This window comes from Sphingomonas kyeonggiensis (genome assembly GCF_014204495.1).
GTDB classification, from domain to species: domain Bacteria; phylum Pseudomonadota; class Alphaproteobacteria; order Sphingomonadales; family Sphingomonadaceae; genus Sphingomonas; species Sphingomonas kyeonggiensis_A.
The window spans coordinates 275,767-298,397 of the sequence record NZ_JACHLN010000001.1 but is presented as its reverse complement, the minus strand read 5'-3'; the positions used below and the strand labels follow the sequence as shown (position 1 = coordinate 298,397).

Annotated in this window: 25 protein-coding genes; 15 read left to right on the top strand and 10 right to left on the bottom strand. The window is 67.2% G+C overall.

Annotated features, from left to right (window positions below):
* Positions 1 to 208 precede the first annotated feature (208 nt).
* The 4 genes from HNP52_RS01490 to HNP52_RS01475 all read left to right on the top strand — a co-directional run bounded on the left by HNP52_RS01490 (position 209) and on the right by HNP52_RS01475 (position 4,010).
* Positions 209 to 973, top strand: a complete 765-nt coding sequence (locus tag HNP52_RS01490) for an EAL domain-containing protein (protein WP_184161481.1) — start codon at positions 209 to 211, stop codon at positions 971 to 973.
* Positions 974 to 1,213: 240 nt separating this feature from the next.
* Positions 1,214 to 2,044: an EAL domain-containing protein gene (locus HNP52_RS01485; RefSeq protein WP_184161478.1), complete on the top strand. Its 831-nt coding sequence runs from the start codon at positions 1,214 to 1,216 to the stop codon at positions 2,042 to 2,044.
* Between the two features lie 38 nt (positions 2,045 to 2,082).
* On the top strand, positions 2,083 to 2,763 hold the full coding sequence (locus HNP52_RS01480; protein ID WP_184161475.1) for a tRNA (guanosine(46)-N(7))-methyltransferase TrmB: 681 nt from the start codon (positions 2,083 to 2,085) through the stop codon (positions 2,761 to 2,763).
* 17 nt (positions 2,764 to 2,780) lie between these two features.
* Positions 2,781 to 4,010, top strand: a complete 1,230-nt coding sequence (locus HNP52_RS01475; protein WP_311768380.1) for an aminotransferase class V-fold PLP-dependent enzyme — start codon at positions 2,781 to 2,783, stop codon at positions 4,008 to 4,010.
* A 119-nt stretch (positions 4,011 to 4,129) separates the two neighbouring features.
* On the opposite strand, the gene HNP52_RS01470 is transcribed toward HNP52_RS01475, so the two are convergent.
* The 3 genes from HNP52_RS01470 to HNP52_RS01460 all read right to left on the bottom strand — a co-directional run bounded on the left by HNP52_RS01470 (position 4,130) and on the right by HNP52_RS01460 (position 6,654).
* Entirely contained in the window at positions 4,130 to 4,828 is a 699-nt protein-coding gene (locus HNP52_RS01470; RefSeq protein WP_184161470.1) for a Crp/Fnr family transcriptional regulator, read from the bottom strand.
* Positions 4,829 to 4,930: 102 nt separating this feature from the next.
* Positions 4,931 to 6,112: a GNAT family N-acetyltransferase gene (locus tag HNP52_RS01465; RefSeq protein WP_184161467.1), complete on the bottom strand. Its 1,182-nt coding sequence runs from the start codon at positions 6,110 to 6,112 to the stop codon at positions 4,931 to 4,933.
* A gap of 185 nt (positions 6,113 to 6,297) precedes the next feature.
* On the bottom strand, positions 6,298 to 6,654 hold the full coding sequence (locus tag HNP52_RS01460; protein WP_184161465.1) for an STAS/SEC14 domain-containing protein: 357 nt from the start codon (positions 6,652 to 6,654) through the stop codon (positions 6,298 to 6,300).
* 45 nt (positions 6,655 to 6,699) lie between these two features.
* Here HNP52_RS01460 and HNP52_RS01455 point away from each other — a divergent pair, with 45 nt between their 5' ends.
* Positions 6,700 to 7,161, top strand: coding sequence for a DUF2721 domain-containing protein (locus HNP52_RS01455; RefSeq protein ID WP_184161462.1), 462 nt, complete (start codon positions 6,700 to 6,702; stop codon positions 7,159 to 7,161).
* A gap of 19 nt (positions 7,162 to 7,180) precedes the next feature.
* Here HNP52_RS01455 and HNP52_RS01450 read toward each other — a convergent pair whose 3' ends face one another.
* From HNP52_RS01450 to HNP52_RS01440, 3 genes are all read right to left on the bottom strand, one after another.
* Positions 7,181 to 8,851, bottom strand: a complete 1,671-nt coding sequence (locus HNP52_RS01450; protein ID WP_184161459.1) for an amidase — start codon at positions 8,849 to 8,851, stop codon at positions 7,181 to 7,183.
* A gap of 91 nt (positions 8,852 to 8,942) precedes the next feature.
* On the bottom strand, positions 8,943 to 10,067 hold the full coding sequence (locus tag HNP52_RS01445; protein WP_184161456.1) for an HlyD family secretion protein: 1,125 nt from the start codon (positions 10,065 to 10,067) through the stop codon (positions 8,943 to 8,945).
* The gene (locus HNP52_RS01440; RefSeq protein ID WP_184161454.1) at positions 10,067 to 11,731 is read right to left on the bottom strand and encodes an MFS transporter; all 1,665 of its coding nucleotides are present in this window, start codon (positions 11,729 to 11,731) and stop codon (positions 10,067 to 10,069) included. The genes HNP52_RS01445 and HNP52_RS01440 overlap by 1 nt, the downstream gene beginning before the upstream one ends.
* Positions 11,732 to 12,675: 944 nt before the next feature.
* On the opposite strand from HNP52_RS01440, the gene HNP52_RS01435 reads away from it, so the two are divergent.
* The gene (locus tag HNP52_RS01435) at positions 12,676 to 14,625 is read left to right on the top strand and encodes a ribonucleoside-diphosphate reductase subunit alpha (RefSeq protein ID WP_184161451.1); all 1,950 of its coding nucleotides are present in this window, start codon (positions 12,676 to 12,678) and stop codon (positions 14,623 to 14,625) included.
* 8 nt (positions 14,626 to 14,633) lie between these two features.
* A complete protein-coding gene (locus tag HNP52_RS01430; RefSeq protein WP_184161448.1) occupies positions 14,634 to 15,134 on the top strand; it encodes a contractile injection system tape measure protein in 501 nt (166 codons plus the stop codon).
* A gap of 5 nt (positions 15,135 to 15,139) precedes the next feature.
* Here the strand turns inward: HNP52_RS01430 and HNP52_RS01425 are convergent, their stop codons facing one another.
* The gene (locus HNP52_RS01425; RefSeq protein ID WP_184161445.1) at positions 15,140 to 15,403 is read right to left on the bottom strand and encodes a DUF2171 domain-containing protein; all 264 of its coding nucleotides are present in this window, start codon (positions 15,401 to 15,403) and stop codon (positions 15,140 to 15,142) included.
* Positions 15,404 to 15,519: 116 nt separating this feature from the next.
* Here HNP52_RS01425 and HNP52_RS01420 point away from each other — a divergent pair, with 116 nt between their 5' ends.
* From HNP52_RS01420 to HNP52_RS01405, 4 genes are read left to right on the top strand one after another with little or no spacing between them, the layout of a single operon-like run.
* Positions 15,520 to 15,852, top strand: a complete 333-nt coding sequence (locus HNP52_RS01420; RefSeq protein WP_184161442.1) for a hypothetical protein — start codon at positions 15,520 to 15,522, stop codon at positions 15,850 to 15,852.
* The gene (locus HNP52_RS01415) at positions 15,849 to 16,070 is read left to right on the top strand and encodes a hypothetical protein (protein ID WP_184161439.1); all 222 of its coding nucleotides are present in this window, start codon (positions 15,849 to 15,851) and stop codon (positions 16,068 to 16,070) included. Before HNP52_RS01420 ends, HNP52_RS01415 begins: the two co-directional genes overlap by 4 nt.
* A complete protein-coding gene (locus HNP52_RS01410; RefSeq protein ID WP_184161436.1) occupies positions 16,067 to 16,279 on the top strand; it encodes a hypothetical protein in 213 nt (70 codons plus the stop codon). The genes HNP52_RS01415 and HNP52_RS01410 overlap by 4 nt, the downstream gene beginning before the upstream one ends.
* A gap of 5 nt (positions 16,280 to 16,284) precedes the next feature.
* On the top strand, positions 16,285 to 17,343 hold the full coding sequence (locus HNP52_RS01405; RefSeq protein WP_184161433.1) for a ribonucleotide-diphosphate reductase subunit beta: 1,059 nt from the start codon (positions 16,285 to 16,287) through the stop codon (positions 17,341 to 17,343).
* Between the two features lie 839 nt (positions 17,344 to 18,182).
* Here HNP52_RS01405 and HNP52_RS01400 read toward each other — a convergent pair.
* On the bottom strand, positions 18,183 to 18,533 hold the full coding sequence (locus HNP52_RS01400) for a GIY-YIG nuclease family protein (RefSeq protein WP_269573851.1): 351 nt from the start codon (positions 18,531 to 18,533) through the stop codon (positions 18,183 to 18,185).
* Positions 18,534 to 18,787: 254 nt separating this feature from the next.
* On the opposite strand from HNP52_RS01400, the gene HNP52_RS01395 reads away from it, so the two are divergent.
* Entirely contained in the window at positions 18,788 to 19,402 is a 615-nt protein-coding gene (locus HNP52_RS01395; RefSeq protein WP_184161427.1) for an opacity protein, read from the top strand.
* 141 nt (positions 19,403 to 19,543) lie between these two features.
* Positions 19,544 to 19,687 carry a hypothetical protein gene (locus HNP52_RS01390; protein WP_184161424.1) on the top strand — a complete coding sequence of 48 codons (144 nt, stop codon included), beginning with the start codon at positions 19,544 to 19,546 and terminating at the stop codon, positions 19,685 to 19,687.
* A 406-nt stretch (positions 19,688 to 20,093) separates the two neighbouring features.
* Here the strand turns inward: HNP52_RS01390 and HNP52_RS01385 are convergent, their stop codons facing one another.
* Positions 20,094 to 21,044 (bottom strand): lipase family protein, encoded by a 951-nt coding sequence (locus HNP52_RS01385; protein WP_184161421.1) that lies wholly within the window; start codon positions 21,042 to 21,044, stop codon positions 20,094 to 20,096.
* A gap of 142 nt (positions 21,045 to 21,186) precedes the next feature.
* Between HNP52_RS01385 and HNP52_RS01380 the strand changes: the two genes are divergently transcribed.
* Positions 21,187 to 21,636: a globin gene (locus HNP52_RS01380; RefSeq protein ID WP_311768379.1), complete on the top strand. Its 450-nt coding sequence runs from the start codon at positions 21,187 to 21,189 to the stop codon at positions 21,634 to 21,636.
* A gap of 163 nt (positions 21,637 to 21,799) precedes the next feature.
* Here the strand turns inward: HNP52_RS01380 and HNP52_RS01375 are convergent, their stop codons facing one another.
* The gene (locus HNP52_RS01375) at positions 21,800 to 22,282 is read right to left on the bottom strand and encodes a cytochrome c (RefSeq protein ID WP_184161418.1); all 483 of its coding nucleotides are present in this window, start codon (positions 22,280 to 22,282) and stop codon (positions 21,800 to 21,802) included.
* 123 nt (positions 22,283 to 22,405) lie between these two features.
* Between HNP52_RS01375 and HNP52_RS01370 the strand changes: the two genes are divergently transcribed.
* Positions 22,406 to 22,618: a hypothetical protein gene (locus HNP52_RS01370; RefSeq protein WP_184161415.1), complete on the top strand. Its 213-nt coding sequence runs from the start codon at positions 22,406 to 22,408 to the stop codon at positions 22,616 to 22,618.
* Positions 22,619 to 22,631 lie beyond the last annotated feature (13 nt).

Sequence of the window (22,631 nt, the reverse complement as noted above, 5' to 3'; positions counted from 1 at the left end):
GGAGCCCCGCGCCGGACCACCGGCGCGGGGCTTTTCTTTGTCCGGGCGCGTTGCTGAGAAGCGCGCGGGAAGCGACTGAGATCGGTGCATATCTGCTCCGCGACGCGATAAAATCCGCGGCGCGCGGCTCCGTATTCGTCCCGAGGCGCCTATAAAGCACTGAGCAACCGCAATTCTTCATCAGGAAGGAATGGAAAGGAGCGAGTCGGTGGAGACGGAGAATTCGATGATGGGTCCGGAAGCCGGGGCAGCATCCGCTGGCGCCAGCGCGGGCCTCGCGATCGCCTTCCAGCCCATCGCGGAGATCGCCGGCAGCCGCATCCACGCCTATGAGGCGCAGGTGCTGCGCAACGGCGCGCCGGCCGCGCAGGATTTCGACCAGCTTTCGGCCGAGCAGCGCGGCGATGTCGATCGCCGCTGCGCCGTCGCCGCGATCCGCTGGGCCGCCACGGCCGGCTTCGCCACTTCGGGCGGCCGCCTCGCCATTCCGTTGAGCGCGCCCGCGATTGGCGATCCCGCCGAGCATATCCAGCCCGCGCTGCTCACTGCCCGCCAGTACGGCATCGTCGCCGAGCGGCTGGTGTTCTCGCTGCATCACTATCAGTCGATCACCAACTCGCAGCTTGCCGACATCATGCATGTCTTCAACAAGCTCGGTCCGGTCGTCGCGTTCCACGGCATCGGCCCGAACGAATCGGGCCTCGCCGCCTGCGGCAAGTTCGCCCCGCACATGGTGACGATCGAGCCCGAGCTGGTCAGCAATGTCGGTTCCAGCTGGTCGCGCCGGATCGCGATGGAAGACCTGGTCCGCCGCATGCAGAGCCTCGGCCTGCGCATCGTTGCGGCGGGCGTGGACAGCGAATCGGCCTATGAGCGGCTGCGCAGCTTCGGCGTGCCGCTGGTCCAGGGCAGCTATGTCGGCGCCCCGGTCGCCGGCATCCTGCCCCAGACGGCGACGCGCAACGCCGCCTGATTCGCGGCGCCCCGGACAAAAATCTGCAATAAAACCCAAGGGCTTGCGGTTCCCGGTCCCTATCCGTGCGCTAGGGACCCGGTCTCCCGCCGGCCCGCGACTCGCGGGAATCCGCGGTTCAAGCGGAATCATGCGAGTCGCGCTTGGTAGAATCCCCATGGGGGGAATCCCCCTTCGCAACCGCACGGAATGGAGTTGGTATCGTTAACCATCTTTAAAGGGGCTCAGAAAGGAAGCTCCATGCACGCCGATCCTGTTTCGCACGCCAGCCAGTCCGGTCTCGCCATCGCTTTCCAGCCGATGATCGCCACCGCCACCGGCCTGCCCTTCGCCTGGGCCGTCATCGCCACCGCCCAGGGCCGCAGCTTCCCACAGATCGCCGCCGCGCTTGCCCCCGCGGACCGCCCCAGCCTCGAAATGGCGCGAATCAGCGCCGCCATCGCCGGCGCGGTCGATGCCGGGCTGCTCGACGGCGAGGCACTGCTCGCCATCCCGGTCGGCGCCGCGCATGGCGCACCCGACGCGCTGCTCGCCCATCTCTTCCGCACCGCGATCGAGCACCGCGTGCCGGTCGATCGCATCGTCGTCGAGATCAATGCCGACGAGCGCGGGGATCTCAACCATGTCGCCGGCCTTGCCCAGGCCTGTGTCGACCGTGGCATCGCCATCGCGTTCGACAGCTTCGCCGTCGGCCCGCTCGCTGTCCGCCTGCTCGGCCGCTTCACCCCCCGTTTCGTCAAGCTCGACTCGGGGCTGGTCCGCAACATCTCCGACAGCAGCTCGCGCCGGGTTATCGTCGAAGGCGTGCTCCGGCTCGCCCGCAACATGGACGTGACGCTGATCGCCAACGGCATCGTCCGCCGCGAGGATCTCGCGATGCTCGGCACCATGGGCATCCGCCACATGCAGGGCGACTGGATCGCGCCGGCCATGGCGCACCCGCTGCCGCGCCCGCACATCGCCCGCCGCGAACCGCGCGTCACCGTGCCCCAGCATCGCCGCCTCGCCGCGCACCAGCGCAGCGGCGCCACCCGTCCCGTTGCCGCCGCGTCGATCGCCCAGGCGCTCTAAAGCTTGTTCTCTCCGCGCGGCACGCTAACAGGCGGCCCGTGTCCGATCCCGTTTCCATCCGCCGCCTCTATGGCCGCCGCGCTGGCCACAAGCTCCGCCAGGGCCAGTCCGAGCTCGTCGAGGCGTCGCTGCCCCAGCTGAGCGTGCCCGAATCCGGCCCGCTCGATTCCCAGATCCTCTTCGGCGATGACCGACCGGTCGAATTCGAGATCGGCTTCGGCGCGGGCGAGCATCTCGCCGGCCAGGCGACCGCGCGCCCGGATCACGGCTTTATCGGCTGCGAGCCCTTCCTCAACGGCGTGGTCGGCGCGCTCGGCCATATCCGCGACGGCAACCTGCAGAATGTCCGCCTGCACATGGGCGACGCGCTCGAAGTGCTCGAGCGGCTGCCCGATGCCAGCCTCGACCGGCTTTACCTGCTCCATCCCGATCCCTGGCGGAAGGCCCGCCACGCCAAGCGCCGAATGGTCAATCACGGCCCGATGGACATCATCGCCGCCAAGCTGAAGCCGGGCTGCGAGTTCCGCCTCGGCACCGATCATCCGGTCTATGTCCGCTGGGCGATGATGATCATGAACCAGCGACGCGATTTCGAGTGGCAGGCGAAGACCGCGCAGGACTTCCTCACCCGCCCTGACGACTGGCCCGAGACGCGCTATGAGCGCAAGGCGCGGCGGCTCGGCCACGAAGTCTGGTACTTCCGCTACATCCGGGTCTGAACAGGGGAGGGGAGATGATGGACCGCAGGACCCTGCTCGGCGCCGCCGCCGCCGCTTCCGTCGCTCCCGTGCCCGCCTTCGCCGCCGATGACGAGCGCTGGCTGAAGATCGCCGCCCAGTACGATATCACCCGCAAGGTCGTGCAGCTCGAGCATGGCAATTGGGGCATGATGGCCCGGCCGGTGCTTGCCGCCTATCGTGCCAATGTCGAGCGGGTGAACCGCGAAACCAGCTTCTATGCCCGGCGCGAGATGCCCGGCGAGATCGAGGCGATCCGCGCCCGGGTAGCCGCGACGCTCGGCGTGGCGACGGGAGAGATCGCCTTCACCCGCAACGCCACCGAAGCGATGCGCGCGCTGATCCTCGGCTACAACAAGCTGCGCCCCGGCGACGCGGTGCTCCATGCCGATCTCGATTATGATTCGATGCAGGCCTGCATGGAGAGCCTGCACGCCCGGCGCGGAGTGGAGGTGGTGAAGATCGCGCTGCCCGAGCCCGCCACCTATCAGTGGGTGATCGATGCCTATGCCAAGGCGTTCATCGCCCATCCGAACCTGCGCATGGTGCTGCTCACCCATGTCAGCCACCGGACCGGGCTGGTCCTGCCGGTCGCAGACATCGCGGCGATGGCGGAGCTGCACGGGATCGATGTGATCGTCGATGCCGCGCACAGCGTCGGCCAGCTCGATTTCAGGCTGCCGGAGCTCGGCGCCGACTTCATCGGCATCAACCTGCACAAATGGTTCGGCGCGCCGCTGGGCGTCGGGGCGATCGTGATCCGCGGCGGACGGCTGGCGGACATCGATGTCGACCCTGCCGAACTCGGCGCGGACCCGGCCGACATCCGCAGCCGCGTGCATACCGGCACGCTCGATTTCGCGGCGCAACTCACCGTGCCGGCCGCGCTCGATTTTCATGAGAGCATCGGGATCAAGGCCAAGGCGGCGCGTCTCCAGATGCTGCGCTGTCGCTGGGCGCTGCTGGCGCGCGAGATGAAGGGGATCGAAGTGCTCACCCCCGACGATCCTCTCTTCTTCGGCGCGATCACGGCGTTCCGGCTGAAGGGGCAGACCAGCCATGCGGCCAATGTCGCGCTGGCGAAGCGGCTGCTCGACGAACATGGCATCTTCACCGTCCATCGCGACGGCCTGGCCTCGGGCAGCTGCGTGCGGGTGACGCCGGCGCTGGCGACGACGATCGATGAGGTCGATCGCTTCGTGGAAGCGCTGCGGAAGATCGCGGGCTAGCCTGCGCCGCGTCATCCATCATCCCGGCGAAGCAGGGATCTCGTGCGGCTCCTTCCCGGCGCCTTCGCCTGAGGTCCCGGCGTGCGCCGGGATGACGATATTGGCGCCGGTGCGGCAGCCTATTGGCTGCTCGCCTCCAGCTTGGCGCGATCCCGGATCGTGATCCCGCGCGCGCCCATCAGGTTGATCGCGCCTTCCGCCTTGAGCTTGCTCAGCTGGCGGCTCACCGTTTCGATCGTCAGCCCCAGCACGTCGGCCATCTCGCCGCGGGTGAGCGGCAGGTCGAAGGTCACCGGACCGAAGGCGGTGGCGCGGCAGCCATGCGAGCGATCGGCCAGGTCGAGCAGGAAGCCCGCCAGCTTCTCGCGTGCCGAGAGCCGGGCGAGCGTCAGCATGCGGGCGCGTGCCTCGTCGAGCGAGGCGAGGGTGCGCTGGAGCAGCAGCCGCTCCATGCGGACATGATCCTCGAGGACGCGCTCGAACGGGCCGCGCGGGAACACGCAGAGCTCGGCCTCGCCCAGTGCGGTCACTGTGAAATCGGCGGTGTTGGCCCAGGGACGGCCGACGAAATCGGCGGGATAGAGCAGACCCACCACCTGTTCGCGCCCGTCGGGGGTGGTCGCGCTCAGCTTGAGCACACCGGAGATCAGATTGGCGCAGACCGGGCTTTCCTCGCCCGCCCAGATCAATGCCTGGCCACGCTGCAGCGTCCGGCGCTGGCCGAGCGTGTTGAGCGCGTTCAATTCCGCGTCGTCGAGACTGGCGCATAGCGCCCGGTCGCGCACGGCGCAGTCGGAGCAGATATGGGCAGCGGTCATGCCCCTACTATGGCCGCCATTTGAGAATCGTCAAAGCGGCGGATTGTCCCAGGGGGCATGGCGAACACATTGCCAGCATGGAGCAATGCGATGTTCCTCTACCTAGTCGTCGGCGCCTTCGCGCTTTTCACGGGCGTCGTCGCCTTTCTCAGCATCGAGGACGCGCTCCGCTTCAGCCGGCGCTGAGCCTGTCTCGCTTCTGCCGGTGCGCTTCCACGCGCCGCGCAGCAGCTTGCCGGCCAGCGCGTCGATGCCCGGGCGCACGAACAGCCAGTCGCGGATCGCCGGGCCCTTGGCCGCGCCGATCACCTGCTTGTAGCCGCTGTCGCCCGCACCCCAGTCGACATCGCTGATCCCGTCCTCGATCGCGCGGACCAGGTTGCGATAATAGAGCAGCTTGCCCGGCGAATGCTTGGCGAAGGCTGGGTCATAGCTGTTGGCGATCGCGTATTTGAGTGCGCCGGCGTTCATGTCGAACGAGAAGGCGGAAGGTGCGTCGTCAACGCGCAGCATCGCCGCCCACATCATGCCGGCCAGCACCGGATCCTCCGCCGCCGCGCGCCAGAAGGCGCCGTGGCCGGTCGTCGTGAACTTGGCGTCCGATCCGTCGGTCCGCGCCGCGATCCAGCTCTTCTCCTCGATCTCGGCAAGCGCATCGAACGCGGCGGCGTTCCAGTCGCCACCGCTGACGAAGCTCCAGTCGAGTGCGCCATGGCTGCCGAGATGCTTCTCGTGGAAGCGGTTCTTCTTCAGCGTCGAATTGCGCGGCCAGGTGCCTTCGGCGCGTTCGGCGGCGATATCGAGCGCGAAGCTGTCCGCCACGAAGCGGTCGAGCAGCGCCCAGCCCTGGTTGCGCGCGGCTTCCTTGAACAGCTCCAGTCCCGGATCGCCATCATAGACCGGGCCGACGCGCAGCGCCCGAGCTTCGCGGGCCAGGCGGGGAAGCAGGGCCTCGACGGCTTCCACCCCGGCATCTTCGCGCACGGGGAAGCTGCGGAACGGCCAGTAGCAGCCTGGAATGGCAACCAGCTTCGCCCAGGCCGGGCCGGCGGGGACGATCGGCAGCGCGGCGACGGGTTCGCCCTCGCGTGACACGGTGATGGTGCGGGCATGGCCGCCATAGGCGCGCAGCCCTGCGGCGAACCAGCCATAGCGCAGGAAGCGGTGCGACGGCGCCGCGCGCGTGGCCACTGCGTCGATCGCGCCGGACAGCCCGTCCACGCAATCGACGGTGAGCGCCGGCGGCAGGCGCGTGAATTCCTCGAGCAGCATCGGCTTCGACATGCGGGTGCTTGTACTACGCTACCCGTTACCAAGCCGTGATGACGGAGCTTGGGGGGGCATCTTCGACCCCTTCTCAGTTCCCCGGCGAAGGCCGGGGCCCAGTTGCAATGTCTTTCGTGAGTCTCCTGCGCCATCGATGGTGCGCCGAGACTGGGCCCCGGCCTTCGCCGGGGAACGAAAGAGCCTCAGTCCTCCCGCACCCAGGCCCGCGCCTCCTCCAGCGCGTCGGGCTTGAACAGCTTCACCTCGGCCGAAACCATCATGCTGCCCGCCCGGGTCGCCATCTCGATCCAGCCGCTGTCGGTGACGATCGCGGCGCGCCGGATCTTGCCCATGTGCGTGGCGCCCCAGCTGATGTCCTTCCACCAGGCGCCCAGCTCCATGCCGGAGAAGTTTCGGATCACCGCCAGCGCCGACAGGCTGCCCTTGTCGGCGATCACGGCCTCCATCGCGGCCACCCCCGCGTCATAGTCGGCGCGGGTCACGCCGCCATCGACAAGGAACTCGACGACGCCTGCCTGCGTATCGGTATCGAAGGTCATCATCGCGTCTTCACTCCTCGTTTCGCACCCGGCATAAGGATAACGATGGAAGGCCCCTATCTCTCCACGGTCTCCGAGACCATCCAGGCCGCGATCGCGCCGGTGTTCCTGCTCGCCGGCATCGGGGCGTTCCTCAACGTCATGGTCGGGCGGCTGGCGCGAATCGTCGATCGCGCGCGCAACATCGAGCAGCTGCACCCGCGCTCGACCGGGCCCGAGCATGACCGGCATGTCTGGGAGCTGCGCATCATCGATCGCCGCATCTCGGTCATCAACAACGCCATCTTCCTGTGCACCGCCAGCGCGCTGGCGATCTGTCTGGTCGTGGCGATGATGTTCGTCGCGCGGCTGACCAATCTCCATGTCGGCATCTGGGTGGCGTCGAGCTTCATCATCTCGATGCTGCTGCTGATGGCCGGGCTGATCTATTTCCTGGTCGAGGTGCGCATGTCGCTCGAGGCGATCCATGTGCGCGAGGAACTGCTCGAGCTCGAGAAGAAGCGGTAACCGTCGCCGGAGCGACGGGTTACTTCCGCGGCCCCAGGTCCGCCGGGATCGTCGGTAGATATTGCGGCACCACCCGGGCGTGCGTGGCCTGCTCATAGGCGTACCCCGCCTTGAGCAGCAGCCCGTCCGAATAGGCCGTGCCGATGAACGACAGCCCCGCCGGCAGCCCGTTCACCAGTCCCATCGGCACGGTGAGGTGCGGATAGCCCGACACGGCCGGCAATTCGCTCGCCGAGGGTCCCTGGAACTGGTCGCCATGCGCCGGGTCGCTCAGCCAGGGCGTGCCATAGGTCGGGGTGACGAGGATCTGCACGCCACCGGCGGCCAGCATCGCGTCGATCCCTTCCGGCCCCGCCATCCGCGCCGATTTCTCGCGCGCGGCCTTGTAGTCGGGATCGTCCAGCCCCTTGGTCTTCTCGGCCTTGATGAAGGTCTCCTGCCCGAAGAACGGCATCTCGCTGGCCTTGTTGGCCTCGTTGAACGCGATCAGGTCGGCGAGCGTCTTCGGCCCCACGCTGGCGGGGGTGGTGGCGAGATAGGTCGCCATGTCCGCCTTGAGCTCGGTGTAGAGCACCAGCCCCTCGGCCTCGCCCAGCCCCTTCAGCTCGGGCATCTTCACTTCGACCAGCACCGCGCCCGCCGCGGTCAGCTCCTCGAGCGCCTTGTCGAAGCGCGCGGCGAGGTCGGCGGCCATCTCGGGTTTCCAATAGCCGATCTTCACGCCCTTCAGCGCATCGGGGCTCAGGCCGGCGGCATAGTCCGCCTTGTGCTTGTCGGCATCCCTGGTCGCCGGATCCGCGGGATCGCTGCCGATCATCGCGCCGAACAGGATCGCCGCGTCCTTGACCGTGCGCGCCATCGGCCCGGGCGTGTCCTGGCTATGGCTGATCGGCACCACCCCGGTGCGGCTGATCAGGCCGAGCGTCGGCTTCAACCCGACCAGCCCGTTCATCGCCGCCGGGCACACCACCGATCCGTCGGTCTCGGTGCCCACCGCCGCCGCCGCGAGGCTCGCCGCCACCGCGGCGCCCGATCCGCTCGACGAGCCGCAGGCCGAGCGATCGAGCGCATAGGGGTTCCTGACCAGCCCGCCGACCGCGCTCCACCCGCTCATCGAATGGTTCGAGCGGATGTTCGCCCATTCGCTGAGGTTGGTCTTGCCGAGGATCACCGCGCCCTTCGCCCGCAGCTTCGCCACCAGCGGCGCGTCGCGCCCGGTATCGTTGTTGGCGAGCGCCAGGCTGCCCGCGGTGGTGGGCATGTTCTGCGTCTCGATATTGTCCTTGATCAGCACCGGGATGCCGTCGAGCGGCCCCAGCGTCTTGCCCGCCTTGCGCCGGTCGTCGCTGGCGCGGCCGTCATAGCGCAGGTCCTTGGCCGGTGCGGTGACGATCACCGAGCGCAGCGTCGGCCCGTCGCGGTCCACCTTGCCGATCCGCTCGACATAGAGGTCGGCGAGCTTCCACGCCTCGACCTTGCCGGCGGCGAGCATCGCCTGCAGCTCGTCGATCGACTTCTCGACGACAAGGTTCGCCGGATTGTCGTCGGTGCTGACGACCACCGCGTCGGCGGGCAGCGGCGTCGGGGTGATCACCGGCGCGGCCCCGGGCGCCGGGGCAGGCGCCTCCTGCGCCCAGGCGGGTGATGCCCAGGCAAGTGCCACCGCCAAAGCCGTCAGTCCCGTGCGCATATGCCGTCCCCGAATCTCGTTTCGAGGGCAACCTAGCGTGGGATGCGGGGGCTGCAAGGCCGCTCCCCTCCCTTCCAGGGAGGGGAAGATGTCATCTGGCCAGCTCCACCTTCGCCTCCACCGACATGCCCGGCCGCAGCCGGCCGGCCAGCGGCTGGTCCGGGTCGATCCGGATGCGCACCGCGATCCGCTGGGGGATCTTCACGAAATTGCCCGTGGCATTGTCGCTGCGGATCACCGCGAATTCCGATCCCGCCGCCGGTGCCAGCTGCTCGACCACCCCGGTCAGCCGCGCCCCGCCCAGCGCATCCACCTTGAAGCTCGCCTTCGCCCCCGGCCGGATCTTCGCGGTCTGCGCTTCCTTGAAGTTCGCGGTCACCCACAAAGTCTCCGGCACCAGCGCCATCAGCTGGGTGCCGGCGGTGACATACTGCCCCTGCCGCCCGCCGATCTCGCCCAGCTGCCCGGCCACCGGCGCGCGGATCACCGTGTTGGCCAGGTCGATCTCGGCCAGGCGCAGCGCGGCCTTGGCGGCGTCGACCGAGGCGACCAGCCCGCTTTTGCTCACATCGACGCTGCGGATGTCCTGCGTCGCCACCGTCCGCGCCGCCTGCGCCTGCGCCACCGCCGACTGGGCGGTGCGCAGCGTGGCCAGCGCCGCATCCCGGTCGCGCCGCGTGACGAAGCCGTCCTTCGCCAGTGCGTCGATCCGTGCATAATCGGCCTGCGCCTTGGCCAGCTGCGCCTGGGCCGAGGCGACCGCCGCCTGCTGCGATCCCAGGGTCGCGGTCTTCGACGCCACCTGCTGCGGATTGTTGGCGAGCGCCGCATCGGCGCTGGCGACGTTCGCCTTCGCCTGGTCGACCCGCTGCGCGTAGATCCGGTCGTCGATCGTCGCCAGCACGTCGCCGGCCTTCACCCGCGCGAAGTCCTGCACCGGCACGCTGGTCAGATAGCCGCTCACCTGCGGGCTGATGATCGTCACCTGCCCGCGGACATAGGCATTCTCGGTCGACTGGCTGCGTCCGCCGAACGGCCAGGCCTGCCACGCCATCAGCACCGCGGTCACGCCGATCAGGATCAGCGCCGCCGCGATCGCGATCGAGAGCCAGGAGAGCTTCGGCGGCTTCCAGCGCCGCGCGTCCGCCGCCGGCGCGGGGGGCGGATCGGCGCCTTCGCTGGTCGCCGGAGGGGCCGGTTCTTGCCCGTCTGCCATCAGGATGCTCCCGCCTGTTGTTCCGCCGCCCGGCGCAGATTCTCGCGCCGGATCCGGAATATGTGAAAACTCGCCCAGACGATCGTCGCCGCCGCGATCGCCGCGACCAGCAGGAAGGTGTCGTTGTACGCGAGCACATTGGCCTCCCGCGTCACCGTCTGGGTCAGGATCGCCGCGCTCTCGGCCTGGCGCAGCGCCGGATCGACCAGCACCCGGCCATAGGCGGCGGCATATTGCTGCAGCCGCTGCGCCACCAGCGGGTCGCCATCCGCCAGCTGCGCGACGATCGCATTGTTATGGGCATGCTCGCGGATCACCTGGAAGGTGCCGAGCATCGCCGATCCGAACAGCCCGCCCAGATTCTGGGTGATGCCGAACAGCGCCGAGAAGCTGACGAAATGGGTCGGCCCTTCCTTGAGCGCCCGGGTCAGCCCGATCAGCAGCGCCGGGCCGATGAACAGCGCGCTGGCGAACCCCATCAGCGCCTGGCTGAAATAGAAGTCGTGCGGCCGGGTCAGGCTGGTCGATCCCGAATCGATCAGCGCGCCGACGCAGATCAGCGCCAGCGCCACCAGGATCGGCCCGCCCAGGAAATTGGGATCGATGGTGAGCGCGCCGATCACGATTCCCGCCAGCGTGGCGAGCAGCACCACCAGATAGAGCATGCGCATCTGGTCATTGCCCATGCCGAGCACGGTCAGCAGGCCCGATGCCCCGATCGACTGCTCCGAAAGCACCACCCGGGTCAGGATCGAGACGAGTGCGAAGCGCACGATGTCGCCGCTGCCCAGCCAGCGGGTGTTGAGCAGCGGATTGCTGCGGTTGTGCTCGATCACCACCGCGATCGGGATCAGCACGATCGCCCCGATCAGCGCCGGCGCCACCCAGGGCGCCTCGAACCACCAGACCGAGCGGCCCAGCCCCAGCACCGCGCAGAGCAATGCGATGCCCACCGCGAAGATCGGGAAGGTCACGAAGTCGAGCGGCTCGAACGCCTTCATCCGCTCGACCGGCGGCAACACCAGCAGCCGCACCCCGGCCAGGCAGAACAGCGCCAGCCCCAGCTCGAACAGATACATGGTCTGCCAGCGATCGGGCTCGAAGGCCTCGCTGGGGAACAGCCGGGCCAGCGGCACGGCGATCTGGGGCAGCGATACGGCGAGCACGATGCCCTTCAGCCGGTGCTCGGGCGTCCAGGCCTGCACCATGTAGAGCAGCCCCACCGTGCTGCACGCCGCCGCCGCGATCCCGCTGATCGCGCGCACCGCCACCGCGCTGGCGAAGCTGTGGACCAGCAGGTGCGAGGCGGTGGTCAGCGCGAAGGCGATCAGGAAGATCTGGGTGAACAGCCTTATGCCGAATTGCTGGCGGAACTTGATGAGCACCATGTTGGCGCAGACATTGGTCATCACATAGGCGGTCGGCAGCCACTGGATCTCGGCCGAATAGAGCCCCAGCGATCCCTGCAGCGTGGTCAGATTGGCGGTGACGATCGCATTGCCCAGCGAGCCCGACAGCACCACCAGCACCGCGACCGAGAAATAGGCGATGCGTCGTGGCAGCGGATGCCAGGGGGTGGGCGGTGATCCGGGGATGGGCGAACGTTCATGCGGCGCCGGTTGCCAGGCGTCCCGATCCTCCGCTTCTGCCCCGTTCGTTGCCATCCCGATATAATTCCGCATGCGGCGGAACGATCCGCAAGCGCACCTTGGTATAGTCGCATGGCGGCGGCGCAATCAGCAATTGCCGCGCGGTGTAGCGGGCGATCGCCTATTGGGGTGAGGGGCGGGCTTTATCGGCATCAACAATCCTCCCCCGGAGGGGGAGGGGGGCCAGCGAAGCTGGTGGAGGGGGCTTGCCGCGAGCAACATCGCCTGTGGCGTTCCCTCTCCACCACCGCCTTTGGCGGCGGTCCCCCTCTCCCTCCGGGAGAGGATTTTTGCGCGTGAACCTATCGCCCGTGAATGTCGGTACTTCCAGCCATCCCGCGCTCGCGCCCACCTAGTTCCCCGGCGAAGGCCGGGGCCCAGTTTCGGCGCAGTATCGCGGGCGCCGGAACCTCTCGAACGGCATCGCGACTGGGCCCCGGCCTTCGCCGGGGATCAGTTTCGGGGATGACTTCGTTGATCGATGCCGGTTGGACGCGAGCGCCACCATCTGCGGTGCTTCCGAACGGTCAACCACAAGCCCTTGTGGTCGCCCTGAGTCCTCCACGTTAAAAAAATTTACGTTCCGCGTTCGTTCCCTTGCCTTTCGGAAACCCTAGGAAAGTCCGCGCGTCGCGGCATTGCAGCAGTTGCGCAGCTGCTGTGAAGCGAGTCATTTTAGCGACGAAGCGTTGTGGATATTAACCATTTCGGCTCTTGTGCCCGGACTCGGTTTGGCACAATCTGTTGTGGTTGCACTGAGGGGCAAGCTCAAGCACTGGTGGACTCGCCGCCGCATACCCATATGCGGAAGGGATCGACTCGTGCCTGAGGCGAGGTGCGATGGACATGTTTTGTTCTTCGCGATCGGCCGAGCCGGTGATAGTATCGGCGCCCCTTGAGTCGGGATTTGATGTCTCTCCAATGCGAGAGGCGCGTGAAGCTTTATCAGGGGTGTTGTCATGGAATTCAGGGACACGGAAAACAGCGTGAACGATACCGTCGCCGAAGCCCCCACCGCTGCCGTCAAGGCCGCCACGGATGCGGCAGCCAAGGCAGCTGCCGAGAAGGCCGCGCCCAAGCTGCGCAAGAAGACCGATTCCAAGACCGTCGCGCCGCGTGCGTATGATGTCGAGGTCGATCATTCGCGCGACGCGCTGCTCACCGAGTTCGGCAAGGAAACGCTGCGCGACCGCTATCTGCTGCCCGGCGAGAATTTCCAGGACCTGTTCGTGCGCGTCGCCTCGGCCTATGCCGACAATCAGGCGCACGCCCAGCGCATCTACGACTATATCTCGAAGCTGTGGTTCATGCCCGCCACCCCCGTTCTGTCGAACGGCGGCACCGGCCGCGGCCTGCCGATCAGCTGCTTCCTCAATTCGGTGCCGGACAGCCTGAACGGCATCGTCGACACCTGGAACGAGAATGTCTGGCTGGCTTCGCGCGGCGGCGGCATCGGCACCTATTGGGGTTCGGTGCGCGGCATCGGCGAGCCGGTCGGCCTCAACGGCAAGACCTCGGGCATCATCCCGTTCGTCCGCGTGATGGATTCGCTGACGCTGGCGATCTCGCAGGGCTCGCTGCGCCGTGGTTCGGCCGCCTGCTATCTCGACATCTCGCACCCGGAGATCGAGGAGTTCCTCGAGATCCGCAAGCCGTCGGGCGACTTCAACCGCAAGGCGCTGAACCTGCACCACGGCGTGCTGATCCCCGATGCGTTCATGGAAGCGGTGCGCAACGGCGAGGAGTGGGTGCTGCGTTCGCCCAAGGACCAGTCCGAGCGCGGCAAGGTCGATGCGCGCGCGCTGTTCCAGAAGCTGGTCGAGACCCGTCTCGCCACCGGCGAGCCGTACATCGTGTTCAGCGACCACGTGAACTCGAACATGCCCAAGCATCACCGTGATCTGGGCCTCAAGGTCTCGACCTCGAACCTCTGTTCGGAAATCACGCTGCCGACGGGCAAGGACCATCTGGGCAACGAGCGCACCGCCGTGTGCTGCCTCTCGTCGCTCAACATGGAAACCTGGGACCAGTGGAAGGACGACAAGAACCTGATCGAGGACGTGATGCGCTTCCTCGACAACGTCCTGCAGGACTATATCGATCGTGCCGAGCCGGGCATGGAGAAGGCCGCCTATTCGGCCAGCCGCGAGCGTAGCGTCGGCCTCGGCGTGATGGGCTTCCACAGCTTCCTCCAGGCACGCGGCATCCCGTTCGAAGGCGCGATGGCCAAGAGCTGGAACCTGCGGATGTTCAAGCACATCAAGGCGCAGGTCGATCAGGCCTCGATGGCGCTCGCCGTCGAGCGCGGCCCGTGCCCGGACGCGGCCGACATGGGCGTGATGGAGCGTTTCTCGTGCAAGATGGCGATCGCGCCGACCGCGTCGATCTCGATCATCTGCGGCGGCACCTCGGCCTGCATCGAGCCGATCCCGGCCAACATCTACACGCACAAGACGCTGTCGGGCTCCTTCTCGGTCAAGAACCCGTATCTGGAGAAGCTGCTCTCGGAGAAGAGCAAGAACTCGGATGCGGTGTGGAACTCGATCCTCGAGCAGGGCGGCTCGGTCCAGCACCTCGACTTCCTCACCCCGGAAGAGAAGGACGTCTACAAGACGAGCTTCGAGATCGACCAGCGCTGGCTGCTCGAGCTCGCCGGCGACCGCACCCCCTATATCGACCAGGCTCAGTCGCTGAACCTGTTCATCCCGGCGGACGTCGAGAAGTGGGACCTGCTGATGCTCCACTTCCGGGCCTGGGAGCTTGGCATCAAGTCGCTCTACTATCTCCGCTCCAAGTCGGTGCAGCGCGCCGGCTTCGCGGGCGGCGTGGAAGCCGACAACACGATCGACAAGCCGCAGTTCAACCTCGGTGAAAGCACCGACTATGACGAATGCCTGGCTTGTCAGTGATCTGACCGGTGCCGACCGATCGCCTTGTCGGCGAAGCGGGGCTGGTGCTGTTCACGCCCTATCTGCCGGCCCTGTTCAACCGGATCGGCGTGCTTGCGGGAGACCCGCAGCGCGTCGCTCCGGCGGAGCTCGGCCGTGCGGTGGCGATGCTGCGCTATCTCGCGACGCATTCGGAGCAGGCGGGCGATCCCGCGCTGCCGCTGATCCTGTGCGGGTCGGCGCCGGACGCGGACGTGCCGGCGGTGGAGCTGGCCGAGGACGATCGGGCGATGGCGGAGACGATCATCGCATCGCTTATCGCCAACTGGCCGGCGATACGCAGCACCTCGCCGCAGGGGCTGCGCGAGGCCTTCCTGCAGCGTCAGGGGCAATTGTCCCTGCGCGGGGAGGGTGGCTGGCAATTGAAGGTGCAGCGCAAGGCGCTGGACGTGCTGGTCGACCAGGTCCCCTGGTCCTTCACCACCGTCCTGCACCGGTGGATGCCCGGTCCGGTGCAGGTGGTGTGGTGATGGCCTCAGGCTTCTTCCTCGAAGATCTCGACCGCCACATCGGCGTTCGCGCTCAGGCGGACCTGATCGCCTTCCACGCCGGCGACCAGGCCGAGCGAGATGTAATGATGGTGCCCGGCATGCGAGCCTTCGGCACCTTCGATCTCGGCGCCCGAATCCTTCTTGGTGAGCTTGATGCGCTCGCCCTCGACATGATCGACGGTGCCGACATGGACGCCGTCGGCGCCGATCACTTCCATATGCTCCTTGATTGCACTTACGTCGGTCATCGCCATTCTCCTTGGGGCCAATCTCGCTTGGGGACGCGTTCGCACGCTCAACGCGCGCGGCGGGGAAACGATGCAGCCGGCCGTGCGCCCTGTCACTCACCCGTTCGGGGGATTGCATGAAGCCGTTCCGCACCCTGTCCGTCGCCGCCTTCCTGCTGCTCGCCGCCTGCGCGAAGCAGGTCCCCACGGCCGTCCAGCCCGAGGCGCCGGGCTTCCTGCTGGGGCTCTGGCACGGCTTCATCTTCCCGGTCGCCTGGTTCCTCTCGCTGATCGTGCCCGACGTTGCGGTCTATGCCGTGCCCAATAATGGCGGCTGGTATGATTTCGGCTATTTCCTCGGCATCTGCGTGTTCGGCGTCGGCGCCAATCGCGGCACCCGCGTCACCAAGGTCGTCTACCGCGACCGCACCGTCCGCCGCGGCAACACCACGGTGATCGACCACGAATGACCCGCAGCCTCGCCTTGATGGCCGGCATCGCCGGAGCCGCGGGCGCCGTCGGCCTCGCCACGCTGGTGAAGCCCGCCACGGCGCGCGCCGCGCTCGGCCTGCCCGAGGCCGAGGCCACCACCTACGCCCTGCGCATCGCCGGCATGATGCTGCTCGCGCTCGGCCTGTTCCTCGGCGGTTTCGCCGCCGTCTTCACCTTGGCGGGAGGCGCGGCATGAGCCTGCTCTTGCTCGTGCTGATGGCGCTGGTGACGCTCGTCGGCCTGCACATGATCGTGCAGCCCAAGCCCTATGTCGGCCGCGGCCCGATCCCCGCGCGCGATACGTCCAATGTCCGCGCCATGGGCATGTTCTTCACGCTTCTCGGCGGCAGCATAACGCTCTTCTTCACTGCCCCGATCTTCCTCTTACAGTTCGTCACGGAGTAATCCCCATGCCGCTTCTCGAAGCCCGCAAGACCTACAAGCCCTTCGAATATCCCTGGGCGTTCGATTTCTGGAAGCGCCAGCAGCAGATCCACTGGCTGCCGGAGGAAGTGCCGCTGGGCGAGGATTGCCGCGACTGGGCGCAGAAGCTCACCGATCACGAGCGCAACCTGCTCACCCAGATCTTCCGCTTCTTCACCCAAGCCGATGTCGAGGTGCAGGATTGCTACCACGAGAAATATGGCCGCGTGTTCAAGCCGACCGAGATCAAGATGATGCTGACCGCGTTCAGCAACATGGAGACGGTCCACATCGCCGCCTATTCGCACCTGCTCGACACGATCGGCATGCCCGAGACCGAATATGCCGCCTTCCTCCAGTACAAGGAGATGAAGGACAAGCATGACTATCTGAGCACCTTCGGCGTCGACAGCGACGAGGACATCGCCAAGACGCTCGCCATGTTCGGCGGCTTCACCGAGGGCCTGCAGCTCTTCGCCAGCTTCGCGATGCTGATGAACTTCCCGCGCTTCAACAAGATGAAGGGCATGGGCCAGATCGTCAGCTGGTCGGTCCGCGACGAGAGCCTGCACTGCGAAGGCATCATCAAGCTGTTCCACGCCTTCTGCAAGGAGCGCAACTGCCTCACCCCGTCGGTCCGCGACGACATCCTCGACATGTGCCAGAAGACGGTGCGCATCGAGGACGCGTTCATCGACCTCGTCTTCGAGATGGGCCCGGTCAACGGCATGACGCCCAAGGAGATCAAGAAGTATGTCCGCTACATCGCGGACTGGCGCCTGGGCCAGCTCGGCATGAAGCCGATCTACATGGTCGAGGAGCACCCGCTCCCCTGGCTCGCCCCGCTGCTCAACGGCGTCGAGCACGCCAATTTCTTCGAGACCCGCGCCACCGAATATTCGAAGGCAGCGACCCGCGGCAACTGGGGCGAGGTGTGGGACTCGTTCGACAAGCGCCAGAAGGCCAAGGCCACCCCGGTGGCCAATGAGGACGCGGCTGAGGGCGGGCCGGACATGTTCTCGGGGTCCGGGGTTGCGGCGGAGTAGGGCCGAGTGGCGATCTACGAGCCCCAACCTAAGCTTTCCGCCACGGAGCGATCCTTACTGGTTCTCCTAGCGCAACTGGTCACGGGCTCTGGAATCGGGCCAAACCTGCCGGCCGATAGAACCGTCCTATCTGACAGTGAGGCGGCCCTTCTGGTCGAGCTGCTTGAAGAATTTGCCTCGACTAAGAAATTTGTTGAAGGTTCTTATTTCGTAGAGAGGCTGACGCAGGAGAATATTGGAGACGACTCCGATATTCGCGAGATATTCCTGTCATGGAGAAAATTCTATGGCAGGTCTCGCGCTATGGCTTCCACGCACTGGGACGATTTTCTCCGCAGATTTGGAAGAATTAAGAGTAATCCGAGATATAGGGGAATACTTCGAGCGCCGCACGAAATGTCATACTCTCATTTTCGGGAAATGGAGCGTTTGCTGCTGACGCGTTCCAACGTAGGGGGGGCGGGTTTCGTCGATAGTCTTGTCCGTCATCGACAAGTATGAAAAGGAGGTAGAAGCCGCGAGAATTGGTGAGCTATCTCTGCCCAAAGGAACCGTGTCTACTCTGCCGCAGAGCATCATCGACACTCTGCAGAATGAGCGCCGGAGTAAAATCGCGTCGCCTAGCTTATCATCTGCCCAAGCTGCTGGCTTAATGACCGTTCTGACCGATGTTTCTGTGCTTTTCACGACTAGGGATTGGGGTGTCGCAGGTACCATATCGACGATCGGCGGGGGACTAGCCGCGGCAGGCTATCCGCAAAGGTAGTTGCCGATTTCGCGATGACCGCTAGCGTCTGACCTGTCCTACGTGAGTCACGCAGGACGACAGAATCTCTCCGTCACCCCGGCCTTGTGCCGGGGTCCACCGCGCCACCGGGTGACGCCGCCAGCGGCTCCAGTCCTAGCCCCACCGCCAAGTCGTTCCATTCCGGATTCTGCCGCTCGATCAGGTTGCGCTTCCATTCGCGCCGGTAGCGCTTGAGCTGCTTCTCGCGCGCGATCGCCGCGTCCATGGTCTCGGCAACCTCGAAATAGACCAGCCGGCGGATGCCGTATTTCTTAGTGTGGCCGTCGAAGGTTCCGTCACGATGCTGCATCATCCGGCCGAGCAGGTTGGAGGTCACGCCGACATAGAGCGCACCGTTATAGCGGTTCGCGAGGATGTAGACACAGGGCGTGCGCTCGATCACGTGGGGCAGCGTGCTGCGCGGTGGCCCCCGGCACAAGGCCGGGGTGACGGAAGTGGGTCGGTAACGGACGAAGTTTGTCGACGCCGCCCCACGCGCACCGTGTCCCCCAAGCAACACCCCAGCCGCAATCAAACCCACCCCGCAACCTACTGACTCCTCGTGCATTTCCCCTACAGCCCCGCCGCCAGCGCCCGCGTATCCAGGGCGGCATTGGCGGGGCGTGTGTCTGAAGTAATCACGAGGTTTCCCCCAACATGCGTAACATCCTCGCCGCCGCGGCATTCGCCGCGCTGCCCTTCGCCGTCCCCGCCGCCCTGGCCCAGGACACGGACAGCACCGCCACCACCACCAGCGTCGCCGAAACCGCGCCCGACGGCACCCGCGCCTTCGGGATCGAGCCCTATGTCGGCATCCTCGGCGGCTATGAGCGGTTCGACGAGCAGGCCAATGCCGGCATCCCGTTGCCCGCGAACGGCAAGGCCTATGACGGCGGTCTCGTCCAGGGCGTCGCCGGTATCAACGTGCCGCTCGGCCCGGTGTTCGTCGGCGCCGAGGGCAATGTCGTGAAGGGCTTCAAGGGCGATATCGACTGGGAATATGGCGCCGCCGGCCGCTTCGGGCTGCGCGCGGGCGAGAGCGGCATGATCTATGGCAAGGTCGGCTATCAATGGGTAAATTTCGCCGCGCTCGGTGACAACAGCCGCGATTTCCACGCGATGACCTATGGCGCCGGCGTCGAGGTCGGCCCCAAGGACATCGGCCTTGGCGGCATCACCGGCAACAGCGGCCTGCGCCTGCGCATGGAGATCAACACCTTCGGCGACGCCAAGAGCTTCCGCCCGATGGCCGGCGTGATCGCCCACTTCTAAGTCCGGGAAAGGCGGCGCAGGGCTCCGGCCCGCGCCGCCCCCGTTTCGGTGCCAATAAACCTGTCGGTATCGGCCCCGGCCGCTTGAGCCGGCCCCCGCAGCCGATAGCCTGATCGCTCCACCAATCGGAGGAGTGCATCGATGAAGAAGAAGATCGCAGTTGCCGCGCTGTTCGCCCTGTCGGCCCTCGCGCCCTCGGTCGCCTTGGCGTTCGACGATCCGCTCCCGCCGGGCTGTTTCTACGTCCTGGGCAAGCTGATCTGCGTCGACATGCCGCTGGGCTGATCCGCGCGGGCGGGCGGACCACCCGGTTCGCCCGCCACTATCCGGCCGTCGCGCCCTTTTCGCCCACTGTTCCCCGGCGAAGGCCGGGGCCCAGTCTCGGCGCACTGGCGATGGCGCGGGAACCTCACGAACGACAGGGCAACTGGGCCCCGGCCTCCGCCGGGGAACGGAGCGGGTTCGCGAGGTGATCCCACCCCGCGGCGGGATTGCCAGAGGTCGCCCTGTCCTGGAGGAGGCGCCACCCCTTCTGCTCCCCGGCGAACGCCGGGGCCCAGGGTTTCTCTGCCGGATCGCCCGTGGCCCTAGGCCCCGGCTTTCGCCGGGGAACAGCTAGCCACCAGGTAGCGGCCAAGCCGCCGGGGAGCAGTTAGGCGGCCCGGGAACCGTCAGAGCAAGTACGCCGCCCTCAGGCCCGCTTGCGTGCCGGCGCCTCGCCGTGATCGCACACCACACCCTCGCCTTCGCAGATCAGCCGGTCATACCCACTTCCGGGGCAGATCGCATGCGCGCTCAGGATCGCCGGGGCGAGCGCGTCGAGGCCCGAGCCGCGCCGGTCGAGCAAGCGGCGGACCGGGCGGCGCGAGCCACTCCAGGCCTGGTGCCCGGTCTTCAGCGCGGGCGGCGGCGAGACCAGCAGCCCTACCGGCCGGTAATCGGCGGCGGCGAGCTTGGGGAACACGCCCTTGGCGATCTTGCGCGCCCAGCCCGGCGTCGCCGGGCTCAGCGGCAGATGCGGCACCAGGTCGCCCGGCATCTCGTAGCGCAGGCAGGCGATGCGGGTGCGCGCATAGCTCGCGGCAAAGTCGGCATTGCCCGCGCGCGCCGCGGCGATCGTCGCCACGCTCACCGGCACATCGGCCCATTCGCTCGCCTGCGCCGCGCGCATCGCGGCGAGGTTGGCGAGCGCGCCGCCCTTCGAATGGCCGGTCACGAACAGATGCCGCCGCGCCTTGCGGTCGAGCAGGCTCTGGTCGAGCATCGCCTGGATCGCGGTGCGCACGCCCGGGCCCGAGCCCGCGTCGCTCCACAGCCGGCGCATCGATTCGGAGAAGCCGAAATGCACGCCGCCGCCATAATGCGAATCTTCCAGGCACAGCGAGAAGGCGTCGTTCAGCCAGTCGAGCACCACGTCCCAGCCGTCATAGCTGCTGCCGAAATAGGGCGGGAGCGATCCGCGGAACGCCACCACCACGCCTTCGGGCGTGCGGCCGACGATCGCCTGGTCGATCTCGCGTCCGCCCAATGCCGTCTCGCGGCGCACCACGAAGGGCGCTTCGATCCAGCCGACTCCGCGGCCCTGGACCTGCATGCCCGGCTGATAGGCCTGGCTGGACGCGTACAACAGGCGGCGTTTCATGCAATCGTGCATCGGCAATACTCCCGGTGCCATATGACCACGCTCCGCTTCATGGTGAACGCACAATTAAGGTTAATGACCAAATCATTATAGGATGGCCGCGCTGTCGGCGGCGTGAACGGGGTTTTCCCTGAGGTCCGGCTTGACGCCGATCAAGGCGGGCGGGGCGGAGGCGCGGCACCCCGTCACGATGAGCGAAGCCACGCCCTTTGCGCGGATCGGCGGCGCGGCGCCGGTGCGGGCGCTGGCCGAGCGCTTCTATGCGCTGATCGACCGCGACCCCGTCTATGCCGATCTGCGCGCGGCGCACGGCCCCGATCTCGCACCGATCGCCGCGTCGCTGGCCGGCTTCCTCACCGCCTGGCTCGGCGGCCCGCGCGACTGGTTCGCCGAGCGCCCGGGCCTGTGCATCATGCGCATGCACCGCCAGCTCGATTTCGGGCCGGAACTGGCGGCGCAATGGGCGACCGCGATGCGCGAGGCACTGGCCGGGGATCCCTCGCTCGATACCGAGCTGGCCGCCCAGATCGGCGACGCACTCACCCGCATGGCGCAGGCGATGGCGCCGCGGGGGGAGGGGCTTAGTCGCTAAAATCCTCCCCCTCCGGGGGAGGAATAAGGAAGCCGTCGCACCCATCCGTTCCCCGGCGAAGGCCGGGGCCCAGGGTTTCTCTGCCGTCTCGCTCTGTTACCCTGGGCCCCGGCTTTCGCCGGGGAACTAAGGGGCGGGAGCAGGAGGGCCTGCCTCTACCCCCTCAATGCTTGTCCTCGGCCTTGCGATAGGTGTCGTGGCACGCCTTGCACGTGCCCCCCACCACCGCGAACTGCGCCGCGAAGCCCGGCTTGTCGCCCGCGCGCGCCAGGTCGGCGAGCTTGGTCGCGGCCGCCGCATAGTCCGCTGCCTTGGCCTCGAACCCGGCCCGGTCGCTCCACACGGCGGGCAGCGCCTCGGACGGTGCGCCGCCGCTGCCGGCGGGGAACATGCCGGGCAGCGCGCTCGCCCAGCGCGACAAGGCGCGCGCGGCGAAGCCCAGGGTCTTGGGATCGTCGCCCCGGTCGACGCCCGCCTTGATCTGGCCGAACAGCGCGCCGGACATCAGGAAGGCCGCCTTGCGCCCGGCGATCACCTCCGCGTTCGGGTCGGCGGCGGCAGGCCGCGCGCGGCTGGCGGGGGCGGTGGCGGCGAGGCTGGTGAACAAAGCGGCGGCGGCGCCGAGTGCGAGCATGGACGTGCGCATTGGATGGGCTCCCTTGGTCGGAGGCGCACAGGCTAGGCCCGCCCGGAAGCCCGCGCAACGGCCGCGCAAACCTCCTCCATTATGGAGAGGGTTGCCGCCGAAACGGACCGGGAATCGCCTATCGTGCCGGGCGTGGCAGAAGGCGATGCTCCTCGGGTCGAATATGCATGCGAGCGTTGCGGCGGTGTTGCCGTCACCCGCGACGCCTGGGCCGAATGGGACGCCAGTTCCCAGGCCTGGGTGCTCAGCGAGACGTTCGATTTCGCCTTCTGCCACCAATGCCACCGCGAGACCCGGCTGCTGGCGCGGATCACGCGGGGAGAGGGCTCTTCCTAGTTCCCCGGCAGGC

Coding starts and splice junctions, on each gene's coding strand:
- HNP52_RS01375 (WP_184161418.1), bottom strand. CDS start 22,282: ATGCGCACGTCCATGCTCGCACTCGGCGCCGCCGCCGCTTTGTTCACC.
- HNP52_RS01390 (WP_184161424.1), top strand. CDS start 19,544: ATGAAGAAGAAGATCGCAGTTGCCGCGCTGTTCGCCCTGTCGGCCCTC.
- HNP52_RS01395 (WP_184161427.1), top strand. CDS start 18,788: ATGCGTAACATCCTCGCCGCCGCGGCATTCGCCGCGCTGCCCTTCGCC.
- HNP52_RS01420 (WP_184161442.1), top strand. CDS start 15,520: ATGAAGCCGTTCCGCACCCTGTCCGTCGCCGCCTTCCTGCTGCTCGCC.
- HNP52_RS01455 (WP_184161462.1), top strand. CDS start 6,700: ATGGAAGGCCCCTATCTCTCCACGGTCTCCGAGACCATCCAGGCCGCG.
- HNP52_RS01415 (WP_184161439.1), top strand. CDS start 15,849: ATGACCCGCAGCCTCGCCTTGATGGCCGGCATCGCCGGAGCCGCGGGC.
- HNP52_RS01465 (WP_184161467.1), bottom strand. CDS start 6,112: ATGTCGAAGCCGATGCTGCTCGAGGAATTCACGCGCCTGCCGCCGGCG.
- HNP52_RS01470 (WP_184161470.1), bottom strand. CDS start 4,828: ATGACCGCTGCCCATATCTGCTCCGACTGCGCCGTGCGCGACCGGGCG.
- HNP52_RS01475 (WP_311768380.1), top strand. CDS start 2,781: ATGGACCGCAGGACCCTGCTCGGCGCCGCCGCCGCCGCTTCCGTCGCT.
- HNP52_RS01450 (WP_184161459.1), bottom strand. CDS start 8,851: ATGCGCACGGGACTGACGGCTTTGGCGGTGGCACTTGCCTGGGCATCA.
- HNP52_RS01425 (WP_184161445.1), bottom strand. CDS start 15,403: ATGACCGACGTAAGTGCAATCAAGGAGCATATGGAAGTGATCGGCGCC.
- HNP52_RS01410 (WP_184161436.1), top strand. CDS start 16,067: ATGAGCCTGCTCTTGCTCGTGCTGATGGCGCTGGTGACGCTCGTCGGC.
- HNP52_RS01485 (WP_184161478.1), top strand. CDS start 1,214: ATGCACGCCGATCCTGTTTCGCACGCCAGCCAGTCCGGTCTCGCCATC.
- HNP52_RS01440 (WP_184161454.1), bottom strand. CDS start 11,731: ATGGCAACGAACGGGGCAGAAGCGGAGGATCGGGACGCCTGGCAACCG.
- HNP52_RS01435 (WP_184161451.1), top strand. CDS start 12,676: ATGGAATTCAGGGACACGGAAAACAGCGTGAACGATACCGTCGCCGAA.
- HNP52_RS01460 (WP_184161465.1), bottom strand. CDS start 6,654: ATGACCTTCGATACCGATACGCAGGCAGGCGTCGTCGAGTTCCTTGTC.
- HNP52_RS01445 (WP_184161456.1), bottom strand. CDS start 10,067: ATGGCAGACGGGCAAGAACCGGCCCCTCCGGCGACCAGCGAAGGCGCC.
- HNP52_RS01405 (WP_184161433.1), top strand. CDS start 16,285: ATGCCGCTTCTCGAAGCCCGCAAGACCTACAAGCCCTTCGAATATCCC.
- HNP52_RS01385 (WP_184161421.1), bottom strand. CDS start 21,044: ATGAAACGCCGCCTGTTGTACGCGTCCAGCCAGGCCTATCAGCCGGGC.